This window comes from Vibrio hannami (genome assembly GCF_029589055.1).
Lineage (GTDB): Bacteria > Pseudomonadota > Gammaproteobacteria > Enterobacterales > Vibrionaceae > Vibrio > Vibrio hannami.
Genome location: NZ_JARQZP010000007.1, coordinates 362,338 through 385,357, shown reverse-complemented (window position 1 = coordinate 385,357; position 23,020 = coordinate 362,338). Strand labels below are relative to the sequence as shown.

Annotated in this window: 19 protein-coding genes, 1 tRNA gene and 1 pseudogene; 9 read left to right on the top strand and 12 right to left on the bottom strand. The window is 44.2% G+C overall.

Going from position 1 to position 23,020, the window contains the following annotated elements; genetic code table 11:
* Positions 1-17 precede the first annotated feature (17 nt).
* Positions 18-2,576, bottom strand: coding sequence for a DUF294 nucleotidyltransferase-like domain-containing protein (locus P7F88_RS16190; protein ID WP_277826372.1), 2,559 nt, complete (start codon positions 2,574-2,576; stop codon positions 18-20).
* 390 nt (positions 2,577-2,966) lie between these two features.
* On the opposite strand from P7F88_RS16190, the gene P7F88_RS16185 reads away from it, so the two are divergent.
* On the top strand, positions 2,967-4,424 hold the full coding sequence (locus P7F88_RS16185) for a DUF3360 family protein (protein WP_422128089.1): 1,458 nt from the start codon (positions 2,967-2,969) through the stop codon (positions 4,422-4,424).
* A 66-nt stretch (positions 4,425-4,490) separates the two neighbouring features.
* Here the strand turns inward: P7F88_RS16185 and P7F88_RS16180 are convergent, their stop codons facing one another.
* From P7F88_RS16180 to P7F88_RS16165, 4 genes are all read right to left on the bottom strand, one after another.
* Positions 4,491-5,972 carry a DASS family sodium-coupled anion symporter gene (locus tag P7F88_RS16180; RefSeq protein ID WP_277826371.1) on the bottom strand — a complete coding sequence of 494 codons (1,482 nt, stop codon included), beginning with the start codon at positions 5,970-5,972 and terminating at the stop codon, positions 4,491-4,493.
* Positions 5,973-6,288: 316 nt separating this feature from the next.
* Entirely contained in the window at positions 6,289-6,636 is a 348-nt protein-coding gene (locus P7F88_RS16175) for a RidA family protein (RefSeq protein WP_277826370.1), read from the bottom strand.
* A gap of 156 nt (positions 6,637-6,792) precedes the next feature.
* A tRNA-Arg gene (locus tag P7F88_RS16170) sits at positions 6,793-6,869 on the bottom strand.
* Between the two features lie 142 nt (positions 6,870-7,011).
* Complete coding sequence (locus tag P7F88_RS16165; protein WP_277826369.1) at positions 7,012-7,458, bottom strand: hypothetical protein; 447 nt, start codon at positions 7,456-7,458, stop codon at positions 7,012-7,014.
* A 242-nt stretch (positions 7,459-7,700) separates the two neighbouring features.
* On the opposite strand from P7F88_RS16165, the gene folD reads away from it, so the two are divergent.
* Together folD and P7F88_RS16155 are read left to right on the top strand one after the other, a co-directional pair.
* The gene (gene folD, locus P7F88_RS16160; protein ID WP_277826368.1) at positions 7,701-8,561 is read left to right on the top strand and encodes a bifunctional methylenetetrahydrofolate dehydrogenase/methenyltetrahydrofolate cyclohydrolase FolD; all 861 of its coding nucleotides are present in this window, start codon (positions 7,701-7,703) and stop codon (positions 8,559-8,561) included.
* A 167-nt stretch (positions 8,562-8,728) separates the two neighbouring features.
* The gene (locus tag P7F88_RS16155) at positions 8,729-9,169 is read left to right on the top strand and encodes a LysM peptidoglycan-binding domain-containing protein (RefSeq protein ID WP_277826367.1); all 441 of its coding nucleotides are present in this window, start codon (positions 8,729-8,731) and stop codon (positions 9,167-9,169) included.
* Between the two features lie 74 nt (positions 9,170-9,243).
* On the opposite strand, the gene P7F88_RS16150 is transcribed toward P7F88_RS16155, so the two are convergent.
* Both P7F88_RS16150 and P7F88_RS16145 read right to left on the bottom strand, forming a co-directional pair.
* A complete protein-coding gene (locus P7F88_RS16150) occupies positions 9,244-10,218 on the bottom strand; it encodes a lytic murein transglycosylase (RefSeq protein WP_277826365.1) in 975 nt (324 codons plus the stop codon).
* 65 nt (positions 10,219-10,283) lie between these two features.
* Positions 10,284-10,562, bottom strand: a complete 279-nt coding sequence (locus P7F88_RS16145; protein WP_277826363.1) for a YcgL domain-containing protein — start codon at positions 10,560-10,562, stop codon at positions 10,284-10,286.
* 188 nt (positions 10,563-10,750) lie between these two features.
* Between P7F88_RS16145 and minC the strand changes: the two genes are divergently transcribed.
* The 6 genes and pseudogenes from minC (at position 10,751) to P7F88_RS16115 (ending at position 15,568) form a co-directional block, all read left to right on the top strand.
* On the top strand, positions 10,751-11,413 hold the full coding sequence (gene minC / locus P7F88_RS16140) for a septum site-determining protein MinC (RefSeq protein ID WP_277826361.1): 663 nt from the start codon (positions 10,751-10,753) through the stop codon (positions 11,411-11,413).
* A gap of 12 nt (positions 11,414-11,425) precedes the next feature.
* A complete protein-coding gene (gene minD / locus P7F88_RS16135; protein ID WP_277826359.1) occupies positions 11,426-12,238 on the top strand; it encodes a septum site-determining protein MinD in 813 nt (270 codons plus the stop codon).
* Position 12,239: 1 nt separating this feature from the next.
* A pseudogene (gene minE / locus P7F88_RS16130) lies at positions 12,240-12,501 on the top strand (cell division topological specificity factor MinE).
* A gap of 219 nt (positions 12,502-12,720) precedes the next feature.
* Positions 12,721-13,593: a uroporphyrinogen-III C-methyltransferase gene (gene cobA, locus P7F88_RS16125; protein ID WP_422128558.1), complete on the top strand. Its 873-nt coding sequence runs from the start codon at positions 12,721-12,723 to the stop codon at positions 13,591-13,593.
* Between the two features lie 50 nt (positions 13,594-13,643).
* Entirely contained in the window at positions 13,644-14,765 is a 1,122-nt protein-coding gene (locus tag P7F88_RS16120; protein WP_277826355.1) for a methyl-accepting chemotaxis protein, read from the top strand.
* Between the two features lie 2 nt (positions 14,766-14,767).
* On the top strand, positions 14,768-15,568 hold the full coding sequence (locus tag P7F88_RS16115; RefSeq protein ID WP_277826353.1) for a nitrate- and nitrite sensing domain-containing protein: 801 nt from the start codon (positions 14,768-14,770) through the stop codon (positions 15,566-15,568).
* Between the two features lie 20 nt (positions 15,569-15,588).
* Here P7F88_RS16115 and P7F88_RS16110 read toward each other — a convergent pair whose 3' ends face one another.
* The 5 genes from P7F88_RS16110 to nirB form a co-directional block, all read right to left on the bottom strand.
* Entirely contained in the window at positions 15,589-16,662 is a 1,074-nt protein-coding gene (locus P7F88_RS16110) for a CmpA/NrtA family ABC transporter substrate-binding protein (protein WP_277826351.1), read from the bottom strand.
* A complete protein-coding gene (locus P7F88_RS16105) occupies positions 16,659-17,252 on the bottom strand; it encodes an ANTAR domain-containing response regulator (protein ID WP_277826349.1) in 594 nt (197 codons plus the stop codon). The genes P7F88_RS16110 and P7F88_RS16105 overlap by 4 nt, the downstream gene beginning before the upstream one ends.
* 97 nt (positions 17,253-17,349) lie before the next feature.
* The gene (locus P7F88_RS16100) at positions 17,350-20,052 is read right to left on the bottom strand and encodes a nitrate reductase (protein WP_277826347.1); all 2,703 of its coding nucleotides are present in this window, start codon (positions 20,050-20,052) and stop codon (positions 17,350-17,352) included.
* Positions 20,053-20,067: 15 nt separating this feature from the next.
* Positions 20,068-20,412 carry a nitrite reductase small subunit NirD gene (gene nirD, locus P7F88_RS16095; protein ID WP_277826345.1) on the bottom strand — a complete coding sequence of 115 codons (345 nt, stop codon included), beginning with the start codon at positions 20,410-20,412 and terminating at the stop codon, positions 20,068-20,070.
* Positions 20,413-20,424: 12 nt separating this feature from the next.
* Complete coding sequence (nirB, locus tag P7F88_RS16090; protein ID WP_277826343.1) at positions 20,425-22,962, bottom strand: nitrite reductase large subunit NirB; 2,538 nt, start codon at positions 22,960-22,962, stop codon at positions 20,425-20,427.
* Between the last annotated feature and the right edge of the window lie 58 nt (positions 22,963-23,020).

The following is a 23,020-nucleotide window of genomic DNA, read 5'->3' as shown; positions in this document are numbered from 1 at the left end:
CCTAGGATCTAGAGCGATCAAAGAAAATCGCGCTGCACTTTCTCGTGGAACAGTGAAATACGGCTCAGAACATTCTTTAGGTTCTTTTGCTCCAGAGGCGTCAGATCATTAATTGGCAGAACATCGTTCACTTTTCGTAAATCTGTGTATTCAACGATCTGGTTCATAAAGCGCAAGTGCCAGATATGGTCAAATATATACACCATCTCCCTGAATGTCTTAGCGTCTATCTCTTCTCTTCTTGCCAGGCACTTCAAACGAGACAAGGTATTAACTTCGCGTATGTCGTGCTTCAAAGCATAGATTCGGCAGAAGATCTCCATTGGTCGCAAGCAATCCTTCAGGTTAATTGATGCCCTGCCCTCATAGTTTTCGGTCTGAATCTCATCAGCTGTATTCAATGGAATTTGGTAGGACAGGCAGTTTTCCGCATAAATAGGTAGAAACTCAGACTGCTTCTGCAATAGTTTCTGAATATGCGACTGTATTCCATATACAAGCGCGGCTTCACCATAGGTTGACCGTATATCAAAGAATACATTTAGCTCTAAAATGGAATCAGGAGACGCTTCATCTATCCAACGATCAAAGTTCTCTTCCCACTCTTTTTGGCTTAAGCACCACTGGTGATTTGAAGCCATAATCAAGCCTTCACAATACTTGTAACCAGCTTGATTTAGCATAGCACAGACTTTTTCAGCCAAATGTAAAAAGTATCGTCGTGTCGATTTTAAATCTGCATCATCAGGTGTTTTAAATACAATGGCGTTGTCCTGATCCGAAAACAATGTCATATCATGACGTGCGTTACTGCCAAATGAGATAAACGAGAATGGCACCGGCGGCTCACCTATATCCTCGATAGTTAGTTCGATAAACCGACAAATTGCTGCATCGTAAGTGCTGCCTATCAAACGGCGTAGGTAATCCGGACGCGTTCCTGTTTCGATCATCTCTCTAATGAGATCAGGAAGCTGATTCAATGATTCAACCACCTGCCCCTGGCTGTCTCCTTGCTCTATTTCTACCACAAGGCTTCCACTGAGTGCCTGGTATCTATTGATTTGATTAATCGGGCCGAAGCTACCACCATATATCTTCCGTACAATCGGACGGAATGAGATAACATGCCCAAGCTTTTCCGAAAGGAAAATTCGGGATGTGCTCAGGATAATGTCTATCTTCTTGCCACCTTTGGTTTGTAGCTGAGCTTCAAACTCTCCAGGCTCACTTTCATGGTTAAATAGCTGCAATAGGTGGTGTAAAACCTCTGTATTTTGAGGGCTATCAGAGAACAGGCTTTTCCATATAGAATGAGACTTCAGTTCGGTATCGGTATAGCCAAGCAATTGATGCAGCCTGCTATTAGAGAAGATAATCTTTCCATCGGCCTCAAGGATATAACCTTCATTCGATGACTCAACCAGAGCACGATAACGATCTTTCGCTTCATGTAACGCCAGTTCGGCACGTTTTTTGCGATTTTCGATAACTTTAGACTGCGAGATAACGTATCCCATCAAGGCTACCAGCCCCAAAGTGATGGCAAAAAACACTCGATAGAGAATACTTTCTAGGCGATCAATACCCTCCTGAACATCCTGAAAATAGACGCCGGTACCTATAATCCACTGCCATTCCTCAACCCCTTCGACGTAAGTCATTTTGGGTGCGGTGATATTCGGATCATCTTTCCACTGCCATTGATATTCTAGGTATCCATGCTGTGATGATTTGACTAATTTAGTGATCTCAGCAAACACCGGAAACCCGGTAGTATTTTCACTGTCGGTATAGTTAGTAAGATCTTGCCCGGTTAAATCGCTACGATAAGGGTGCATTATCATTCTCGGGTACATATCTGTAATAAAGAAATAATCTTTATTTTCCGCACCATATCGCATCGCTTTAATATCCGTCGCGGCCTGCTCCTGAGCATCTTCAAGGCTAAGAACGCCACGTTGTTCGAGAGCGACATAGCTATCAACAATACTGACAGCGGTAGAGGTAAGCTCTTTAAGCATCTGACGTTTCTGTCCCAGCATTGAATCTTCAACTAGAGGAAGAATTACGTATATGATAGCCGTAATAAACAAGAAAATAGCCACCGTAGTCGGAAGAACAATTCGAAGACTAAAGCTATTAAATGTTGGTTGTTTTTCTTGTTGTGAAGAATGAAGACCATTGAAATAGTCTGCTAACTCATTAGCATCAAGAACATCGATATGTTCTTCACCATGAACGGCATCATGATATTTCGCAGTAAACGTGCCATTCTCAAAATCGGCACGCGATGGCAGGTAGCCATCGTAATCATCCCTTATATGGGTTTCGAAAACATCTTTGATTTGCTGACTGGTGTATTTATCACCGAACTCTCTAATGGCTTCCGACAACCCTTCTCTACAATGGCGGAAACGTCGGTGATCATAGGGGTCATAGCCAATATTTTTTGCCATCGTTGAAACGTGTCCAACCCCGTTATAGTCGAAAAAACCATCTATCCACCTGTGTATGTCTTCGGCCCGAATTCCAAAAAGTTGCTCTGTACGATCAGCATGGTCAGATATTTTCATTAAGGAATTCCACCCTCGAATAAACGCCGTAAACACAATAAAAACTATATTGATAAACCAGTCAAAAATGTGCGGTTGGTAACAAGTTTGTACAAAAGAACCGCCCTAAACTAAACTATTTTTGATAAATTAACCTAAATCAATAATTTTCACTAATGCCTTTTCTAAAATTAGTGATATTAAGTGAATAGATTCTAATCAGGAAGGTCATAAACCTTCCTGTTTTCACCAACGAGCATAGCCAACCTTCATTTTCCCTCTTTATTGAATAATAGAGATGTTTGGTAGCGTCTGGGATGTCGTCTCGTACTGGTCGAAGGCCGGTATATCAAACGCAAGTGGAACCTGAATGGATTTGGTGAAACTCGAAATCCTAAAGGAATGACAATAATGTCAAAAAATAAGAAGTTTTACAGAGATATGCGTCGAAAGGCGCAAGAGTTTGAGACTCGAGAAGAGTTTCTAAACCATGATCTAAAGATCATGCGCTTTAATCGCTGGGGTATTCATTTACCTTCGCGTGACTACAGTGTCGAGCTAGAAGACTTAATACCAGCACTAGCGGCGACAATCGGTAAGGTGGTTATGGTGGCGGCGATGGTTGCAGTATTCGCTGCACAGTTTGGCCTGTCGCCAGAGTTTGTGGCAGAAAACGTGCGCTATGAACTACTGATCGCTGGTGCCCTATTTGTAATCCTGTTCTCAGCTATCTTAAATCCTAACTCTAACCTGGCCGGTACCCACGGTCCGATGATCCCCTTGATACCCCTTATTGCTGCGGCCGGCGGACACCCGCTCGCGCTCGGTATTATGGTATGTCTGTTTGGTTTGGCTCTGGCCTACACCAAAGGCGGCTCGAAGCTAATGACGCTAACTGGCGTAGGTGTGCGGGGCGGCCTGCTTATCTACCTGGGTGCGGTGGGTCTGATTGGTCAGATCAACAAGACCGAAGCATGGGCTGCAAGCACCGACCAGGGCTACATATCGTTTGCGGTAATCGGTGTAACCCTAGCGGTATATGCTTACCTGGCTAAGATTAACAAACGCTGGTTGGCTATCCCGCTATGTTCTCTGATTGCAGGTATCATTGCCTATTTGCTAGGTGCTGAGTTCCAGTTCACCACTGAGCCGGGCCTACCACACTTCAGCCCATTCTACTGGTGGGGGGAGGACACAGGCTGGCAGATGGGTTGGCCCAACCTACAGCACTTTATTGCGGTAACACCATTTGCTCTGCTGGCAGTGGCTATGTGGTCACCAGACTACCTTGGTCACCGTGTATTCCAGGAGCTGAACTACCCGAAAGAAGCAAAGGGCGTGCTGATGGACGTGGATGACACTATGATGGTTGCTTCTATCCGCCAGGGTGTGGGTTCATTCTTAGGTGGTGGTAACCTGGCTTCATCATGGGGTACGTACATGATCCCGGCAGCTATCGCGAAACGCCCAATTCCAGGTGGTGCACTACTGACTGGTATCATGTGTATCGCAGCAGCGGTTATTGGTTACCCAATGGACCTTGCAATGTGGGAACCTGTGCTTCGTGTTGCACTTATCGTTGGTGTATTCCTACCACTACTTGAAGCAGGGATGCAGATGATTCACAAGCACAAAGATTCTCTAAGTGCTGGTATCTGTATCTTCGCATGTGCATTTGTAAACCCTGTATTTGGCTGGGCAACAACAATGCTACTAGACAACATGGGCCTAATCGGTGACCACGAGCGCGCTAAAGAGCTATCCGCAAAAGATAAGTATCTGATTCCGGGTGCAGCTTTCGTTATCTGTGTTGGTTCACTAGCACTAGTAGGCCAGCTACCAGGTATTCCTGCGATTCTTGGTAATTAATATCTAAACCGAGATACCACTTTCATATATGGGCACTGATAAATATCAGTGCCCTTTTTGTTAAGGTTACATTAATCCTAAAACACTCCACCAGAGTATTCCAACAGTCATAAACAATACTGCTCCTACGACTGAAATTACTAGCCCATATTTCATCCATTCGCTGTCAGTATGATAGCCATACCCAATTAATAAAGGATTACGGGCATGACTGTAGGTACTCAGGTTACAGCCCAGATTAGTGATACCAGCAACAGCAAGTACCGCAACTAATGGCGATACTCCGAGTGTCATCAAAGCACCAATAATCACAGGACCCAACGCCACAACCTTTGCCGTTCCTGATGCAAAGAAGTAAGCAGTAAACAGGTAAAACGACATCATCGCCACAAGAAACATGGTTGATGATGCCCCTTCCAATCCACCTGAAAGAGCTGCAGATACTATGTCTGCCACCCACCCAGTAAAGCCCAGTGTTTTGAGTTTGCTTGCCATCCCCATAAGTACAGCAAACCAAATTAACGTATCCCATGCGCCTTTCTCTGATTTAATATCATTCCAGCTTAGAACACCCATAACTAATAGCGCAGACAAACCAACAAAAGCGGAAGTCGTTGAGTGTAATCCGAATGTTTTGCCTCCAACCCACATGACTATTAAGCCAACAAACACCCCCACCAACTTCCACTCTGCTAAGGAGATTGCACCCATTTTTCCAAGCTCTTTTCTGGCAAACTCAGGCGCCTCCGGCGTTTTCTTTGTTTCAGGGGATATCACTTTATATAAAACAAATGGGACAACCAACAGGATCACCAGCGCAGGAAGGAGTAAGTAAAACGCCCAATCAGCAAAAGTAAGAGTCACACCCGCCACAGCAGAAGCGATACCCACCAGAGCAAGGTTACCTGCAAATCCTGTTTGGAAACCGATGGCCGATGCATCATTCATCGCACTCACGCTGGATATAAAATACTTGCCTAACCTGGTATCAGACTTATTAATGGTTTTCGCTAATGAGTCTGCGATAGGAGATACAATTGCCGAACGGGCAGTATTACTCGGAGTAGCTGGCGCAATAAGAAAATCAGCTATACCCAGACAATACGCCACCCGAAGAGACGACTGTCCGAACTTACTAAGCAGCAATAGTGCGATACGTCTTCCGAGCCCGGTTTTTGAAAATGCCCGAGCGATCATAAAAGCAACGATGATTAGCCAGATGAGAGAGTTGTCAAAGTGGCTGAGTGAACTAGTTATGGCAACTTTTGCGCTGGCTTCTCCTCCCGGCCTAAGTACAGCGTAGACTGCGAGACCAATAACAGCTACAGCTCCTGTTGGCAGAACATTGGCAACAATTGCTGCTATTGTTCCAATGAAAACGATGGCTGTATGGTAAGCAGTGAGTTCCAATCCTTGTGGAGGTTCTAATTGCCACAAAACCGCAGCGACGATAACAATGAAGCTAGCCGGTATCGTTTTGGCCGCGATAAAGTTATTTTTATCTTTTTCTAACTTGTCTGGTTTTTTGTCTGTAATATTTTGACTCATATTCATCACCATCTAGTGTTAATTTTTTCGGTTAAACAGTTAAAAACCGGATCGCCAGGAATAGTCAGGAGATCACAATCCGCAAAAATCACAGCAAGAGCGTCAAATAAGCCAAAAAACAGACAAAACTTTATCGAAACCAGATAACTAAATTTATTTTTATAACGGCCTTCTTTGTTACTACCTCACAATAAAATAGCCAACCTTTACAATCCATATAATCAAAAACTTAAGTCAACTGATTTCGAGGCACTCCAAAAAACAAGCCCCGGAATCCTGAGATTCCGGGGCTTAAAAAAATGAAAATAAGAGCTGATTACTGAGCAGCAACAACCGACATTTCAACAAGAATAACGTCACGAGCCATGCGCGCTTCTACACAAGCACGAGCTGGTTTTTCGCCATTAGCAACCCATGCATCCCATACCTTGTTCATAGCAGCAAAGTCTTTCATATCACGAATATAGATAGTTACTGACAGAATCTTGTCTCGGTTACTACCAGCCTTTTCAAGCAAAGCATCGATTTTATCCAGACAACGCTGAGTTTGCTCTGTGATATCCCATTCAGCGTCACCAGCCGTTTGTCCACAAAGATAAATTGTACCGTTATGCTTTACGATACGGCTCATACGTTCAGTTGATTCAATTCTTTCGATTGTCATCGTCTTTCCTTTAAAAGTATTTCAAAAGCACCGAGTGGTAAAACGACTTTAGGCTCTAGGCCTATGATCTCCACCAGCCTTAAGTGAGAGTAGATGTAAGTAGACAGGCACATGAAAAAGCCGCAGTAAGAACTAACTTACTGCGGCTCGAAATAATGGCACGCCCTGAAGGATTCGAACCTTCGACCACATCCTTAGAAGGGACGTGCTCTATCCAGCTGAGCTAAGGGCGCACAATAAGAGTTTTAACTTCTTATTAGGTACTGCCTGGCAATTGCCTAACAGTGCTGCGTAATCTACATGTTTAGCCCTATATGTGTCAACGGCTTTATAACGAGATTGTTGTTGTTTGCTTGCATATTAGTCAGTTACACGCTAAAGCGCTGAATATTGCCGAACTTCGAGATCAAACGACAGGTCATTATACCTGTCAGCAACAGGTTCTATAACTTCAAAACATATACTTAATAAATGAAAGTCAGCCTTGGACATAGAATTAGCATTAAACTCTTGCTGAACGAAGGCTAGAGTGTCAGATAACATCGACATAAACGCCCTTTCTTCTGCGGAGTCATCTTCTGCTTCTTCCACCTGACACATCATGCAATAGACTGCTATTACCTGTTCATGTGGCCGTTTTCCCAAACCATCACTCAACAAAAAGTTATTTTTTTCCCAGACTGAATCGACAATCTGAGTCGCATGTATATCTGCAGACATCGTGTCTTCAAGCAAACCGCGCTCAATACAGGACTTAACCTGATGTTCGATAATTTTGGCTGCTCTTGCTTTGTAATAGTTGTCTTTTATTTTTTTAAGCATCTCATTACTCACTAATCCAGCTGACGGTTATGTTTTTTATTATCAAATTACAACACGATACTTTTTAGTACTTTCGTATGACACGATAGAACTGTGCAACAGTACCATATATGTGTCTTCATACATATGCTCATGTTTGCGACGAATAATATCAAAAGCCACGCAAACGTTTGCCTAATGGATATTTGCCTTCTTTTTGCGACAATGCGCGCAGACCTATATGTACAATCGCAAGGGAACCTATGACAGCTCAAAATATTGATGGAAAACTGATTTCACAAACCGTTCGTTCAGAAGTCGCAGCACGTGTAAAAGCCAGAACGGAAGCCGGATTGAGAGCGCCGGGGTTAGCCGTGGTACTTGTGGGTGAAGATCCTGCATCACAAGTTTATGTTGGAAGTAAACGTAAAGCATGTGACGAAGTGGGTTTTGTTTCCAAGTCTTTTGACTTGCCAGCAACCGCGACTGAAGAAGAGCTTTTAACGCTTGTTGAACAATTAAATAACGATGATGAAGTCGATGGTATTCTGGTGCAACTACCTCTTCCTGCCGGTATTGATAGCACAAAAGTACTAGAACGAATTCATCCAGAAAAAGATGTCGACGGCTTCCACCCATACAACGTAGGCCGCCTTGCTCAGCGTATTCCTAAGCTGCGTTCTTGTACTCCTAAAGGTATCATCACGCTGCTGGAGCGCTATAATATAGAGCTTCGCGGTAAACATGCCGTTATTGTTGGAGCTTCAAATATCGTTGGTCGCCCAATGACGCTTGAGCTTCTTCTTTCCGGTTGCACCACTACTACCTGCCACAGATTCACTAAAGACCTTGAATCGTTTGTTCGTCAGGCTGATGTTGTGGTAGTTGCTGTAGGCAAACCGAACTTCATTCCAGGCTCATGGATTAAGAAAGGCGCTATCGTTGTAGATGTCGGCATTAACCGCCTAGAAGATGGAAAGCTGGTTGGTGATGTGGATTATCAGGGAGCAAAAGAGAACGCAAGCTTTATTACTCCTGTGCCAGGAGGCGTTGGTCCTATGACAGTAGCCAGCCTGATTGAAAACACCATGATTGCGTGTGAACAATATCAAACCGCAAAATAGCACTTTATATTCATATGGCTTCTTTATTTTAAGAAGCCATATAACTCATTGTTAGTTCTTGACTTTTTATTTTCCAACTCCATAAAACGCTAACAATTCTCAGATATTTTGCACACATAGCGTTGATAGTCTTACCGCTCTTCTTAAATAGAACAAGGTAGAAAATTGTGAAATCAATTAATAAAAGTCTATTAGTGCTAATGTTGGGTGCATCATCTCTTGTTGTTGGTTGTTCTAACACTGACGAAATTGCTCAAAAAGAACAGCAGCTAACTAACCAGGAACAACAGCTTAACGCTAAGCAAGAGCAACTTGGTGACAAAGCAGTAGAACTGCGCACTAAAGAGCAGCTTCTAAACGAAAAGCAGCAGAACCTTGCTAACAAAGAGCAAGAGCTTAACGAAAAAGCACAAGCTTTAGCCGAAGAAGAAGCAGCTAGAGAAGCAGCAGCGAAGAAGATCACTTACGCGGTAAAAGAAGGCGACACGCTAACTGAAATCGCGAACGCTAACAACACTACTATTGAAGCGTTGGTTTCTCTAAACCCTCAGCTAAATGACAAAGGTATTGACCTTCTTTACGTTGGTGACGTACTAAAACTAAACTAATTTTTTTAGTTAGTTACATATTAAGAAGCCAGAATCGAGAGATTCTGGCTTTTGTCGTTTAACTGAGTTTGTGTTTAGCCAAACTTGATACGGTCTGCGAGGTGGCTTACTGCAATACCGAAGTAGTAAGAGCGGTTCCACTTCATTAATACCTGATAGTTATTGTATACAAGGTATGCTCTTCCGTCTTCGTCATCCGGCATAATCAGCCATGCCTTGATTGGCTCTTTAGGGCTAGGAAGTCTAGAACCATCATGTTTTGTCACCCCCAGTTTAGACCACTCCTCAAGGGTTTTGCCTTTTTCTTCCTGACGGCCAATCAGATCATGAGAAATATTGTGCGGAACCATAACCTGACGTCCCCAGGTATATTTATCATCCCAACCAAACTCACTTAAGTAGTTAGCAGCGGAAGCAAAAACATCCGGCTTTGAATTCCAGATATCTTTTTTGCCATCACCATTTCCATCAGCAGCATAGGCTAGGAAAGAGCTAGGCATAAATTGGCATTGACCCATTGCTCCGGCCCAGGAACCTTTCATTTTATCAACCGCTATATGGCCCTGATCAAGGATAGTCAGTGCCGCCATCGCTTCCTTGCGGAAGAATGCTTCACGGCGACCATCATAGGCCAGAGTAGAAAGCGCATCGATTACGTTGTAACCACCAGTAAGGCTGCCAAAATTGCTCTCTACACCCCAAAGCGCGACGATAAATCGCGGTTGTACGCCATACTCTTTCCCAATTCTGGATAATTCAGCGTAGTGCTTGTCGTATAGCTTTTGAGCTTGTTTCACTTTCCAGTCAGGGACCGCTCGTGGGATATACTCATCCAGGGTGAGCTTCTTCTCTGGCTGATTTCTGTCTGCTTTTACCGCTCTTGGCTTGTATTCAACCCCTTCAAATGCTTGCTGGATTATCTGCTCAGATATTCCTTGTGCCCGGGCTTCCTGCTTCAACCCATCAATGTAAGTACTAAACTCTGGTTTGGCTGCTAGTGCAGATACTGAAACACCTGCACTTAACAACAATGCGATCACTTTTTTCATCGCTAAATCCTTATGGCAACTGACCTGTCTTTTTTATTTTGAAACAACTTCCGAACTACCATTTATTATGAGTTATTTTTCTTGTTTTGCTCTTTGAATTGTTCCAATACGTTTTCTGGTGGTGGAGGTAACTGTAGGAAAAAGCCCTGTTCAGAAATAGACGCTTTCACCTTTTCAATATCTACCTGAGCAAGTTGACGATCCTCAAGTTTTATTAACATGACAAACGTGGGCTTGCCAAATGTTTCAAGTAGCTGATCCGGCACCTGAGAAAAATCATCCCGCTTAGGAATGTATAGGTAAGCACCTTCTTTTTTGCTACTTTTATAAATTGAACAAAACATATTCACCCTTGTTATTACTATCATTTAGCGCAATTCTTAATCAACAAAGAGTAAGTTTTAACCATTTCACTATGATTTACATATTAAACAGCTATTTTTACCATAAGTTCACTTGCTGACTACTCCTTTCAGCTATAACATGCTTTACACTTTTTCGCTATATCTGATTATATGAGGCGGTAAGCTCTATGGCGAACTCCCCGGATTTAAAAGGTAGCAGCTTTACGCTATCGGTTCTTCATCTATCTGACAACCCATTATCAGATACTCTGAGTTATTTAAAAGAAAAAATATCTCAAGCTCCTTCTTTTTTCTCTTCTGCACCTATCGTACTTAACATCACTAAAGTGACTCAAGAGATCGATTTTTCGATGCTTAAAGCCGGAGTAATGGATTCTGGAATGGTGCCTGTTGCGGTTATCGGGTGCAAAGACAGGAGAACCGAAAACCTGGCTAAAGAGTCCGGACTTGCGGTTATGTCAGGCTCTGCTCCTGTGAAGCAGCCTACTCAGAAAATGGTACCAGCCAAGGTAATCAGAACTCCTGTAAGATCCGGTCAACAAGTATATGCAGCCAACAGCGACCTAATCATTCTTAACCATGTTAGCGCAGGAGCAGAAGTGATTGCAGATGGCAGCATTCATATACATGGCACCTTAAGAGGCCGGGCAATAGCCGGAGCAAGCGGACAGAAAGAAGCCAGAATCATCTGTAATGATCTTCAGGCGGAACTGGTATCGATAGCCGGGAACTACTGGCTAAGCGACCAGATAGAGACCAATTACTGGCAGCAAAAGGTTATGCTCTCGATGGAGAGCGATGTACTGAAATTCGAGATACTTAATATTTAGAAAGGAACAAAAATGGCCCGCGTTATTGTTGTTACATCTGGTAAAGGCGGTGTTGGGAAAACAACTTCCAGCGCTGCTATTGCATCAGGACTTGCACTGAAAGGTAAAAAAACCGCCGTTATCGATTTCGATATTGGCTTGCGTAACCTCGACTTGATCATGGGGTGTGAACGCAGAGTTGTTTATGATTTTGTAAATGTGATTAACGGTGAAGCAACCCTTAATCAGGCGTTAATCAAAGACAAACGCACTGACAACCTGTTCATCCTTCCTGCATCACAGACCAGAGATAAAGATGCTCTGACTAAAGATGGCGTAAAGCGTGTCTTAGATGAACTGGATGAAATGGGCTTCGAGTTCATTATCTGTGATTCACCAGCGGGTATCGAACAAGGCGCTTTGATGGCACTTTATTTTGCCGATGAAGCTATCGTAACAACAAACCCTGAGGTGTCATCAGTACGCGACTCTGACCGTATTCTTGGCATTTTGGATTCCAAGTCTGTTCGTGCAGAGCAAGGGCTTGAGCCTGTTAAACAGCACCTTCTGCTTACCCGCTACAACCCTGCTCGTGTAAATCAGGGCGAAATGCTGAGCGTTGAAGATGTAGAAGAAATTCTTCACATCAAACTGTTGGGCGTGATTCCTGAAAGCCAGGCCGTGCTTAATGCATCAAACAAAGGTGTGCCAGTAGTATTTGATGAATCTTCTGACGCAGGTCAGGCATACGACGACACAGTAGAACGTCTGCTAGGTCAGCAAATGGATTTTCGATTCCTGACGGAAGAGAAGAGAGGTATTTTCCAGCGCCTATTCGGAGGATAAGATGTCATTATTAGAGTTTTTCCGCCCTCAGAAAAAAATCCGCTGGGCTTGCAAAAGAGCGTTTGCAAATCATTGTTGCTGAACGCCGTAGCCAAACAGACAGTTCCGTCTCATATCTGCCACAACTTAAGGAAGATATCTTGAAAGTATTGGCTAAGTACGTAGATGTCGACCCAGAAATGGTGAATGTATCTCTGGAGCAGGGAGACGACGATCTTTCTGTACTTGAGCTAAATGTAAAACTGCCTGAAGACGACAAGTAACGAGCACATTTTCTACCAAATATCATCTAATTTTGCCCCATTATGGGGCAAAATTCGTTATCCCCTACCCTAACATCTTGATTTACTGTAATAGTTATTCCGGTTCGAAAATTGCTTGTATCCAGATAAGTAAATTTATATCGATTCTAGGCAGCGACGCCTCTCCTTTAGCCGGGAGGGGCGTTTTTGTTTGAAGCACTTCAAGATCAGGAGTATGAGATGGAACGTTCAGAGATGAAATCGACCAGAATTCAGGATAAAAGCTACAGTATTCACGGTCAGTGTTACCGCGAATACACCCCGGCTAAGTCAAAACCTTCCGTCAACCATAAGGGAAAAGTCAGCTTAGTTGGAGCAGGTCCCGGTGATCCAGAGCTTTTAACCATTAAAGCACTAAGAACCATTGAAGCTGCAGAAGTATTGGTTTACGACCGTCTGGTAAGCAAAGAGATACTGCAATTAGCCAATCCGGATGCAGAGTTCATATACGTAGGTAAACGTTGCGGCCAACCTAGCCTGAGTCAGGAAAATATTAACCAGATTCTGGTGGACAACGCACTTCACGGTAAAAACACCGTTCGCCTTAAAGGCGGCGACCCATTTATTTTTGGGCGTGGTGGTGAAGAGGCCATGAAGCTAGTACACGAACAAATTCCTTATGAGGTCATTCCTGGAATTACCGCTGCTATCGGTTGTGCTTCTTCTTCCTTGATTCCCCTTACACACCGAAAGGTTTCTCGTAGCGTCACCTTTATTACTGGGCATGTCGTTTCAGGGGCACTACCTGCCTGGGCGGGACTGGTTGAAGCAGGTCAAACGTTAGTTTTTTATATGGGTCTAGAAAAATCTCAGGAAATTCAAACGGGCCTGTTATCAGCCGGTTTATCCGGTGACACACCTTTGGCGGTCATCGGTAAAGGATGCAGTCCGGAGCAAGAAGTTTACACAAGCCAATTATCTGAGCTGACCAAATTGGCAGAGTCATTAAAAGGTCTAAGCCCTGCATTACTCATTCTGGGTGAAGTAGTTAATCTTCGTAAAGAGCTATTGGCAACAGCGCATGAACAATACGTTCAGCACATCGAAGGATAAGCTAGATTCCAGTTCAGAATTAAAAATATAACAGCAATAACAGGGACATTATGCATAAATATCTTCGTTCATTTGGCGTAACCCGGGCAAGCCAGTATATTTTTGGAACTATAAGCCTGTCCATACTTTTTGCGTGTTTTGGATATCTGCAGGCAGGCTTTCTAACTCTACTACTATCCTCCATATTTGTGTGGCGGGTATTAGTTGCGATAAACAAAGACATAACTCTGTTATCACATATGTCAGCTTCCTATCAGTCTGCAGAGGCTCAGGAGCTTGATACTACACAAGCTGGGCCACTTTACCCATTATTCCCAGCTATAGACAATGTAATACGGCTGCTCAGAAGAGAGTTACACAAAGAAAAAGCCGTTAACCAGGAGATGAGTTATTCAGCGCAAGAACTAGCCCGTAACGCGTTGGAGGTTGCATCAAACAGCGAAAATCAGGCTACAGCAACAACTTCTTCCGCATCCGCTGCTACGGAAATTTCACTAAGTATCCGTGAGGTAACCTCTCATATTGAACACTCACTAAAAATCATGGAAGAAAGCAACGGACTGTGTCAAAAAACTAAAGAAGCCTTGATGTACGGACAAAATCAGGTCGACGAAGTCGATAAACACGTTCGACAGTCTGCTACTAATATCCTGGAGTTGGATAAAAAACTCGACTCTGTTACGTCAATATCAAACTTTATTACCGATTTAGCCGCTCAGACCAATTTACTTGCTTTAAATGCCGCTATAGAAGCAGCGAGAGCGGGTGAACAAGGGCGGGGATTTAGTGTTGTTGCTGACGAAGTCAGAATGCTTGCACAAAGAAGCCATGAGTCCGCATCAGCAATAACAAGCCAGATCTCTGAGGTAACACAACGAATGGAGAACGTAGCGGCTCAGGTAAATAATGTTGTGGAAATCACGCAAGAATGCCGAAACAGCGTTCATACCGCATATGATTCTCTAGAGCTGGTTGTTTCATCAATGGATGACGTGACCGGTCAGGTCAGTGGTATTGCTGTTGTTTCAGAGCAACAAGCCGTAGCCGCACACGAGATATCGGTAAATATGGAACAGGTAGCAGCAACCGCAGACAAAAATTCCCACATGGCTAAACAAAATGCCAATGTCTCCGAGTATTTAAAGAAACTGACTGACCATGGAGGAAACTAGAAATGGACTACATCCAATTAGCCATATTTGGAACTTGTATCATTATCGCCATCTGCCTACTGCTGGTTGTGGTACATGTCAGAACTAATCGTTTATACAAATCTCAGCTATCTGAAGGATTAACTCAGCTTCAAAAGCTTAAGAAATTGCTAACGCTTCTTCAACAACATAGAGGACTAGTTAACGGATACTTGTGTGGTGATAAAAGCTTATACAGCCAAATTCAGGTATTGCAAAAAGAGATATCCTCAGTAAGCAACACGCTATTTGCCAACGAAAAGTGGAGCAAAGGTGTTGCTGAATGGAAATCGATAGAAAAAGATTTTAAGTCATTATCTGTCAATTATGAAAAGCTCGAGCCAAGCCAAAGCTTCCAAAAGCATTGTGCAGTAATAACCCACTTACTTGATCTAATTGATGATTGTGGCGAGCACTACTCCTTATATGATCTCAAAGACACTGAGAACCGTTCAGTCCGTTATCTATGGAGGGAGCTTCTGGTTACCATCGAATATATTGGTCAAGCCAGAGCTATAGGTACAGGGGTTGCCGCTTCCGGTGAGTGTAACAGCGTAGACAGAATCAAACTAAATTACTTACAACAAGTCATTGGAGCTATACGCCAGGAAGATAGAAGCCGTTGCCCTGTATCGCCGCTGATTGATCTGATCCAAAACGAAATCGTTGTTGAGAAACCGAAATTAAGTGCAGCGACATATTTTAAAGAAGCAACACACGCTATGGAAAATGCACTGAAAATCTTTGATGACGCTCTGGTAAATATTGATAAGCAATATTCTTAATTAAGAACGAAAGCCTTAAATCAGAGCGCAAGAAAATCTTCGTAAATATCACTCCGGTAAACACTGGAAATCAGTTCATGCGAAACGTCCTGACGTGACAGGTGTTGCGCTTCAATCATGTATTGCAAAATCCTTTCACCCTGAGCATATTCAGGCGCATTGCCATCAGACTTATCGATAGCGCTAAACTGATTGTAAGAAGGGATCCTTCTGGGTTGCTCTCCCGCGCGGGTTAAACAGCTGCCTAGCAGTGAAGGGGCAATCACATCTAGGTTTGTATTCAGATAGTTTTCTTTAACCAGAATTCTGGCCGCTTCAAAACGGTTCGGCACATGTTCAAGCCAATCACAACTTTCCTGCAGCGCTGCAATAAGTGCCATCATCGTTTGCGGATTTTTCTGATACCAATCCAGCGAAACACCAAGAACTTTTTCGGGCGAATCAGACCAAATATCTGATGACGTTAAAACAGTAGTACCTACATCCTGACGTACCGCTTCTGCATTCCACGGCCCGCCGACACAGAATGCATCAATGTAGTCATTGGCAAGGGCATCCACCATTCCAGAAGGCGGCAATATCGAAATATCAACCTCAGACAACTCGATTCCCGACATATGCAACCAACTCATAAGCTGGTAGTAATGGCAGCTATTAGGATGTACCGCGGCAAAGCGCAGTTTCCGCCCCTCTGCGTTGCGACGAGAAATCAACTCTTTCAACAGGCTGGATGAAAGTGGAAGGCTCAATTTATTTAAGTTGTGACAATCAAGAATTTCATCATAGAGTTGGTGAGAAATAGTGATCGCGTTGCCATTTCGGCTAAGCACGAACGGGGCGATAACATGGTGACGAGGCCCTCTTACACCCAAGGTACTGGCAAAAGGCATGGGAGCCAGCATCTGTGCTCCATCTAGTAACCCTGCGTGTAACTTATCACGTAACGTTGCCCAGGAGTTTTGTCTGTCCAGAGTAACCTGCAGCCCGTACTTTTCAAATAGACCGAGTTCATAAGCCATGACAATTGGCGCACAATCAGTGAGCGGCATAAAGCCTATATTTAATTCTGTCGTTTCGGGTGATATTTGCTTCATAAACCTTTTTCCAACATCGCGGCGACGGATAGTATGTTTTTCGCCACATCTTCTATTTTTTGTGAGTTATCCATCGCCATTTTCCGAATGGATTGGTAAGCCTGTTTCTCTGACAGATTTTTTGTTTCCATCAGCCAGATCTTGGCTTGCTCTACAGTTTTCTGGGAAGAAAGGCGCTGTTTGGTTTCCTGCAGCTCATCTTTTAAGTGCTGGTACTCAGTGAAACGTGCAACAGCGGTATCAAGAATGGTTTTAACCCTTTTAGGGTTAGAGTCTCCAACCACATAGGCGCTCACACCACATTTCACCATGTTGCGGATTGTGTCTGAGTCCTCCTGCTCCGAGAACATAACAACAGGTTTAGGATTAGACTGAGATATGATCTGTAAGCTATCCAGTATGTCCCTGTTCGGAAACTCTATGTTCATGATGATAAGATCTGGTTCTACCCGAACTACTTCATGTAACAATGATATCCCTGTATGTGTGACATGCTCTATTGAGTATTCAGAGCTATCCAGTGCCTGACGCAATGCCTGCACTTTTTCCTCATCATTCTCAATGAGCATTACTTTAATCCTGGTGCTCATACTACCCATCACCTATCCATGGTGGTTTAACAAATATCACTATGGATTATAGCTAGAGGTTATCCAAACAACCAGTATTAATAGAGAGTTCAATGTGTTAACTAGGCTCACTGATACTCGTTATCAGCCTGCTCTTTACTAGCTGGCCTATCTCAGAGCGACATGAACCACACCTGGTACCACATTTTAATTGCTCCCCTACTGCCTCTACAGAGCTTGCTCCATTCTCTACTGCCTCATTAATTTGCTTCTCCCCAACGTTAAAGCAGTTACATACAATTTTTCCCTTCTTAAACTCTTCTCCCGGCTCGGCATTAAGAAGTGACTGAATCTGACCATAATCCAGTTGCTCTTTACGAAACATCTCATCGATCCAGTTACTGTCTATTTCCATGGGTTTCGAACCCGCAAATGCGGTAACCACGACTCGACCTTCGACCAGGCACTGAATATTCGTTACTCGGCTCTGCTTATCATGGAAGCATATCCATTCGCCTTCTATTCCTGATACTTTTTGACACCAGGTCAGTAGATCCTCGCGAGACTCACTCAAAGCAATTTGCCAGCTAACACAGTACTGCATTGGATTTTTCAGCCAGAAAGGTACCTGGCTTTTAAGATCTGTATTAACACTGGAATAAAAGCGAACATGTTGACCAAACATAGCGGGAGCAAGTTGTACTGCTGCCTGTTTACTTTCAGGCTGTGCTGAAACCGGGTCAACGACTGGCTGATAAATCGCGCTAACGTTTGCTGCCGATGCAAACTGCTTGTTCCAGTGAATGGGAGCAAAGGTCTCCCCACGACGAACATCATTACTTATCTTTACAGGGAAGATAGCTTCACCACCGATAGAGCTGACCTTCATAAGATCATCACTTTCAACACCAAGTTTTCTGGCATCCTGAGGGTTCACCATAATAAATGGATGCTGGGTGTGATTACATAAACGAGCAGATTTCCCCGTGCGTGTCATCGTATGCCAATGGTCACGGGTTCTTCCGCTATTCATAATGAAAGGGAATTCTTCCGATGTCACCTGCAATGGTAATTTTGGCTGAATGGCAATAAAGTTAGCCCGACCGCTCGCGGTACTAAAGCGATTATTATTAAACACGACTTTTGTACCATATGGATTCTGCTTATTAACAGGCCATTGAACTGGCTTTAGTAGGTCGTATTCTCTTCTTGTCATACCTGCCAGACCAGATATATCAAGTTGCCGTTCACCGTCGTTTTCAAAACCGGTTAACTCGGCCCATTCAGAAAATATTTCTGAAGGGTGTTCAAATGCAAAACCTTCGTAACCCATTGCATGTGCGACTTCACAGATGATTTGCCAGTCGTGTTTCGCTTCCCCTTGGGGAGGAACAATACCGCGCTGACGTGAAATGCGTCTTTCTGCATTGGTGACTGTACCGTTCTTTTCGAACCAACCGGTTGCCGGTAGCTTAATATCGGCAAATTGAAGTGTATCCGTTTCAGCAACACAATCAGAAACCACAACCAGTTCACACCCTTCTAACGCCTGCTGAATGCTTTTGCGGTTTGGCAAACTCACCATAGGGTTGGTTGCCATAATCCATACCGCTTTGATCTTGCCCGATTGGATATCATCAAACATTTCCACCGCAGCTTTACCTGCGCCGGTAACCATTGTAGGGGACTGCCAGAAGCGCTGAAGTTTGTCTTGATGTTCTGGGTTGTCGACCTCCATATGCGCAGCTAGCTGGTTTGCCAGACCTCCTACTTCCCTACCACCCATGGCATTGGGTTGTCCGGTCATAGAAAAAGGTCCCGCCCCGGGTTTAAGCAGTTTTCCCGTCGCTAAATGGCAGTTGATGATGGCATTACACTTATCGGTACCTGAGCTCGACTGGTTTATACCCATCGAATAGAAGCTGATTGCCTTTTTGGTGTTGCAGAACCACTGATAAAGGCGGAGAACATCTTCAGCAGGAAGGTCGCAAAATTCAGCAACTCGCTCGACAGGCCACTCACTCGCTTCTTGTAAAGCGCGCTCAAAGCCGGAAGTATGTAGCTCAATAAAATCTTTATCGCAATATCCCTGCTCGGCAATGTAATTGAGTAGACCGTTATACAATCCTGCATCACTGCCAGGACGGAGATTAAGAACCAGGTCACCAAGTTCTGTGGTCGCTGTTTTTCGCGGATCAACCACCACTACTTTTAACGACGGATTGATCTGTTTTGCACGTTCAATACGTTGGTAAAGAATCGGGTGCGTCCAGGCCGAGTTAGTACCAACAATGATAATCAGCTCACTCTGTTCCAAATCATCGTAGCTACAAGGCACAACATCTTCACCAAATGCCCGCTTGTAACCCGCTACTGCTGAAGACATACAAAGCCGAGAGTTAGTATCTATGTTCGCTGTACCTACGTAGCCCTTGAGTAGCTTATTCGCTACATAGTAATCTTCCGTCAGTAATTGCCCTGACAGATAGAAAGCAACGGAATCAGGCCCATGCTCTTCTATTATCGCTTTAAAACGCTGAGCAACGGTATTCGTCGCCTCTCCCCATGATACTTGCTGACCATCAATAAACGGATGCAGCAGTCGCCCTTCCAGGCCTGTGGTATCAAGCAAGTTGCTGCCTTTGACACATAACTTGCCAAAGTTCGCCGGGTGGTCCGCTGTTCCGCTAACGGACTCGGGCTCACCCGCTTTAAACTTAACGTCAACGCCACACCCGACACCACAGTAGGCGCAGGTGGTCTGCTTTAATTTGCTCAAAGAGAGAATGTTTTCCGAGTTTTTGGTGCGTGCAGTTGTCATGGGGGACTCTCTTCTTTATGCGGTTAACTGAAGTTGAACCTGACGTCCCTCGATTCGCGCGGGATATACCGTCAGTGCAGCAGCCTCTTCAAAACAGCGGCCATCAATCAATGAGAAGTGCTGCTTGTACAAAGGTGACGCTACAATAGGTTCATCATCTATCGAACCCACAATCCCCCGAGAAATGACATTCGCCTTACCAACCGGATCATAGTTACTTACGGCATAAAGTTGTTCCGGCTCTGAACTAAGATGAAAAATGGCGATCTGTTTACCTTCAACCAGCGCGCAGACGCCCGAGTTCTCCACAAGATCATCAATATCACATACGTTGTGCCACATATCGCTACTGTTTCCCATAAATAAGCCCTCCTACTTCACTTCAACGGCCAATGATTCGATACGCTCTTCCTCACGAATAGGACGTATCTGATCACGTTCTCGCACAAACTCGATATTTGTATCTACTTCATCGGTATTGATGAAAGAACGGAAGCGCTTGATAACTTGTGGTTCGCTAAGCGTTGTTTTCCACTCACACTGGAAGGTTTCAACAATATGTTCCATCTGCTTGTCCAGCTCCGCACAAATCCCTAGATGATCATCAATGACCACTTTTTTCAGGTAATCTAGACCACCTTCAAGGTTGTCCATCCATACGGAAGTACGCTCAAGTTTGTCTGCTGTTTTGATGTAGAACATCAGTACTCGGTCGACATACTTAATCAATGTTTCATCATCAAGGTCGGTCGCAAATAGGTCAGCATGACGCGGTTTCATACCACCGTTACCACAAACGTAAAGGTTCCAGCCTTTATCCGTCGCAATAACACCAATATCTTTGCCTTGAGCTTCAGCACATTCGCGAGTACAACCAGAGACACCCAATTTAAATTTATGAGGTGCACGAAGCCCTTTGTAACGATTCTCCATCGTAATCGCCATCGTTACGGAGTCTTGAACACCGTATCGACACCACATGCTACCGACACAAGATTTAGCCGTTCGCAGTGACTTACCGTAAGCCTGACCCGTTTCAAATCCGACCTGAATTAGCTCGTCCCAAATGGCAGGTAACTGTTCTTTTCGTGCACCGAACAGTGCGATACGCTGACCACCGGTCAACTTGGTATACAAGTCATATTTCTTAGCAACCTGTGCTAGCACCAGCAACTTGTCAGGTGTTATTTCACCACCCTGTATACGTGGAATTACAGAGTAACTGCCATCCTTCTGCATATTGGCAAGATAAGTATCATTGGTATCCTGAAGCGGAAGATTTTTCTTGTTAAGAACATAATCATTCCAAACAGACGCCAGTATTGAACCTGCCGCAGGTTTACAGATATCACAGCCAAGCCCTTTACCATGTTTCTTGAGAAGCTCATCAAAAGTTCGGATGCCTTCTACCTGAACAATGTTGTATAGCTCTGCGCGGCTATAGGCAAAGTGCTCGCATATGTCCTTTTTTACTTCTATCCCCCGGCTTTCCAGCTCTTTATCAAACACGTTTTTCAACAAAGAAGCACAGCCGCCACAACCTGTTGTGGCTTTGGTAATAGATTTAATATCTGCCAGTGTTTCAGCACCGGAATCGATCGCCTGGATAATGTTCCCTTTGGTCACATTCAGACATGAACAGATAGTCGCGCTATCAGGAAGTGCGTCTGCACCCAATGTCGGTTTCTCGCCAGCGGAAGGAAGAATAAGTGCGTCTGGTGATTCAGGAAGTTCAATGCCGTTTAGCATATATTGCAGCAGGCTGTCGTATTCACTGGTATCTCCAACCAGAACCGCACCTAATAACTTGCTCTTATCGGCACTAACAACGATCTTCTTGTAGATATTCTCAGGCTGATTGTCGTAGGTGTAAGTCAATGCATCCGGTGTACGACATAGTGCATCACCAATAGAGCCAACATCGATTCCCATAAGCTTAAGCTTGGTACTCATATCAGCACCCTGGAAAGATTTCTCTTCTCCCATCAGGTGCGCAGCGGCCACTTTCGCCATACTGTAACCTGGAGCCACCAGGCCATAAATAAAGTTATTCCACAGTGCACACTCACCAATCGCATAGATATCCGGATCTGAAGTCTGGCACTGATCATTAACTACTATTCCACCACGTTCGCCAACTTCGAGGTCAAACTCTCTTGCCAGGTTGTCATAAGGGCGGATACCTGCGGAGAATAGAACCATATCGGTTTCCAGTACTTCCCCATCGGTAAACTTGAGTCGATAACGACTAGTTTCACCTGCTTCAATAACTTCAGTGGCTTTTGAACAATGAACATGTACTCCGATTCCTTCTATTTTGGATTTAAGTACACGACCGCCGCCATCATCCAGTTGCACGCCCATTAGACGAGGGGCAAACTCAACAACGTGGGTTTCAAGGCCTAACTGCTTAAGCGCATTCGCCGCTTCTAAGCCCAGAAGTCCACCACCAATAACCACACCGACCTTGCTTACCTCAGCAGTGGCTTTGATATCGTGAAGGTCTTCAATCGTACGATAAACCAGACAGTGTTCCTGATCTTTTCCAGGTATAGGTGGAACGAAAGCATAAGAGCCTGTTGCTAAGACCAGTTTGTCGTAGGAGTAGACCTCTCCCGACTCTGTAGTTACTGCCTTATTCTCTCTATCGATGTGGGTAACTTTAGCGCCCGTTTTATAATTCACCTGCCAGGCGTCATAAGTTTCTTCATCTGTCATAGCCAGATCGTCTGCAGTTTTACCAGCAAAGAACTCTGATAAATGCACCCGGTCATAAGCGAGACGCGGTTCACCTGAAAGAACGGTGATCTCAATCGCTTCTGGTGATTCACGTAGCGTCGAAAGTTGCTCGACAAAGTGATGGCCTACCATGCCATTACCTACTATCACTACCTGGATTTTTGTATCCATGTCTATCTCCTATACCCTGCCATTGCTCACTGGCTGGAAAACTCTACAGCTCTAATTT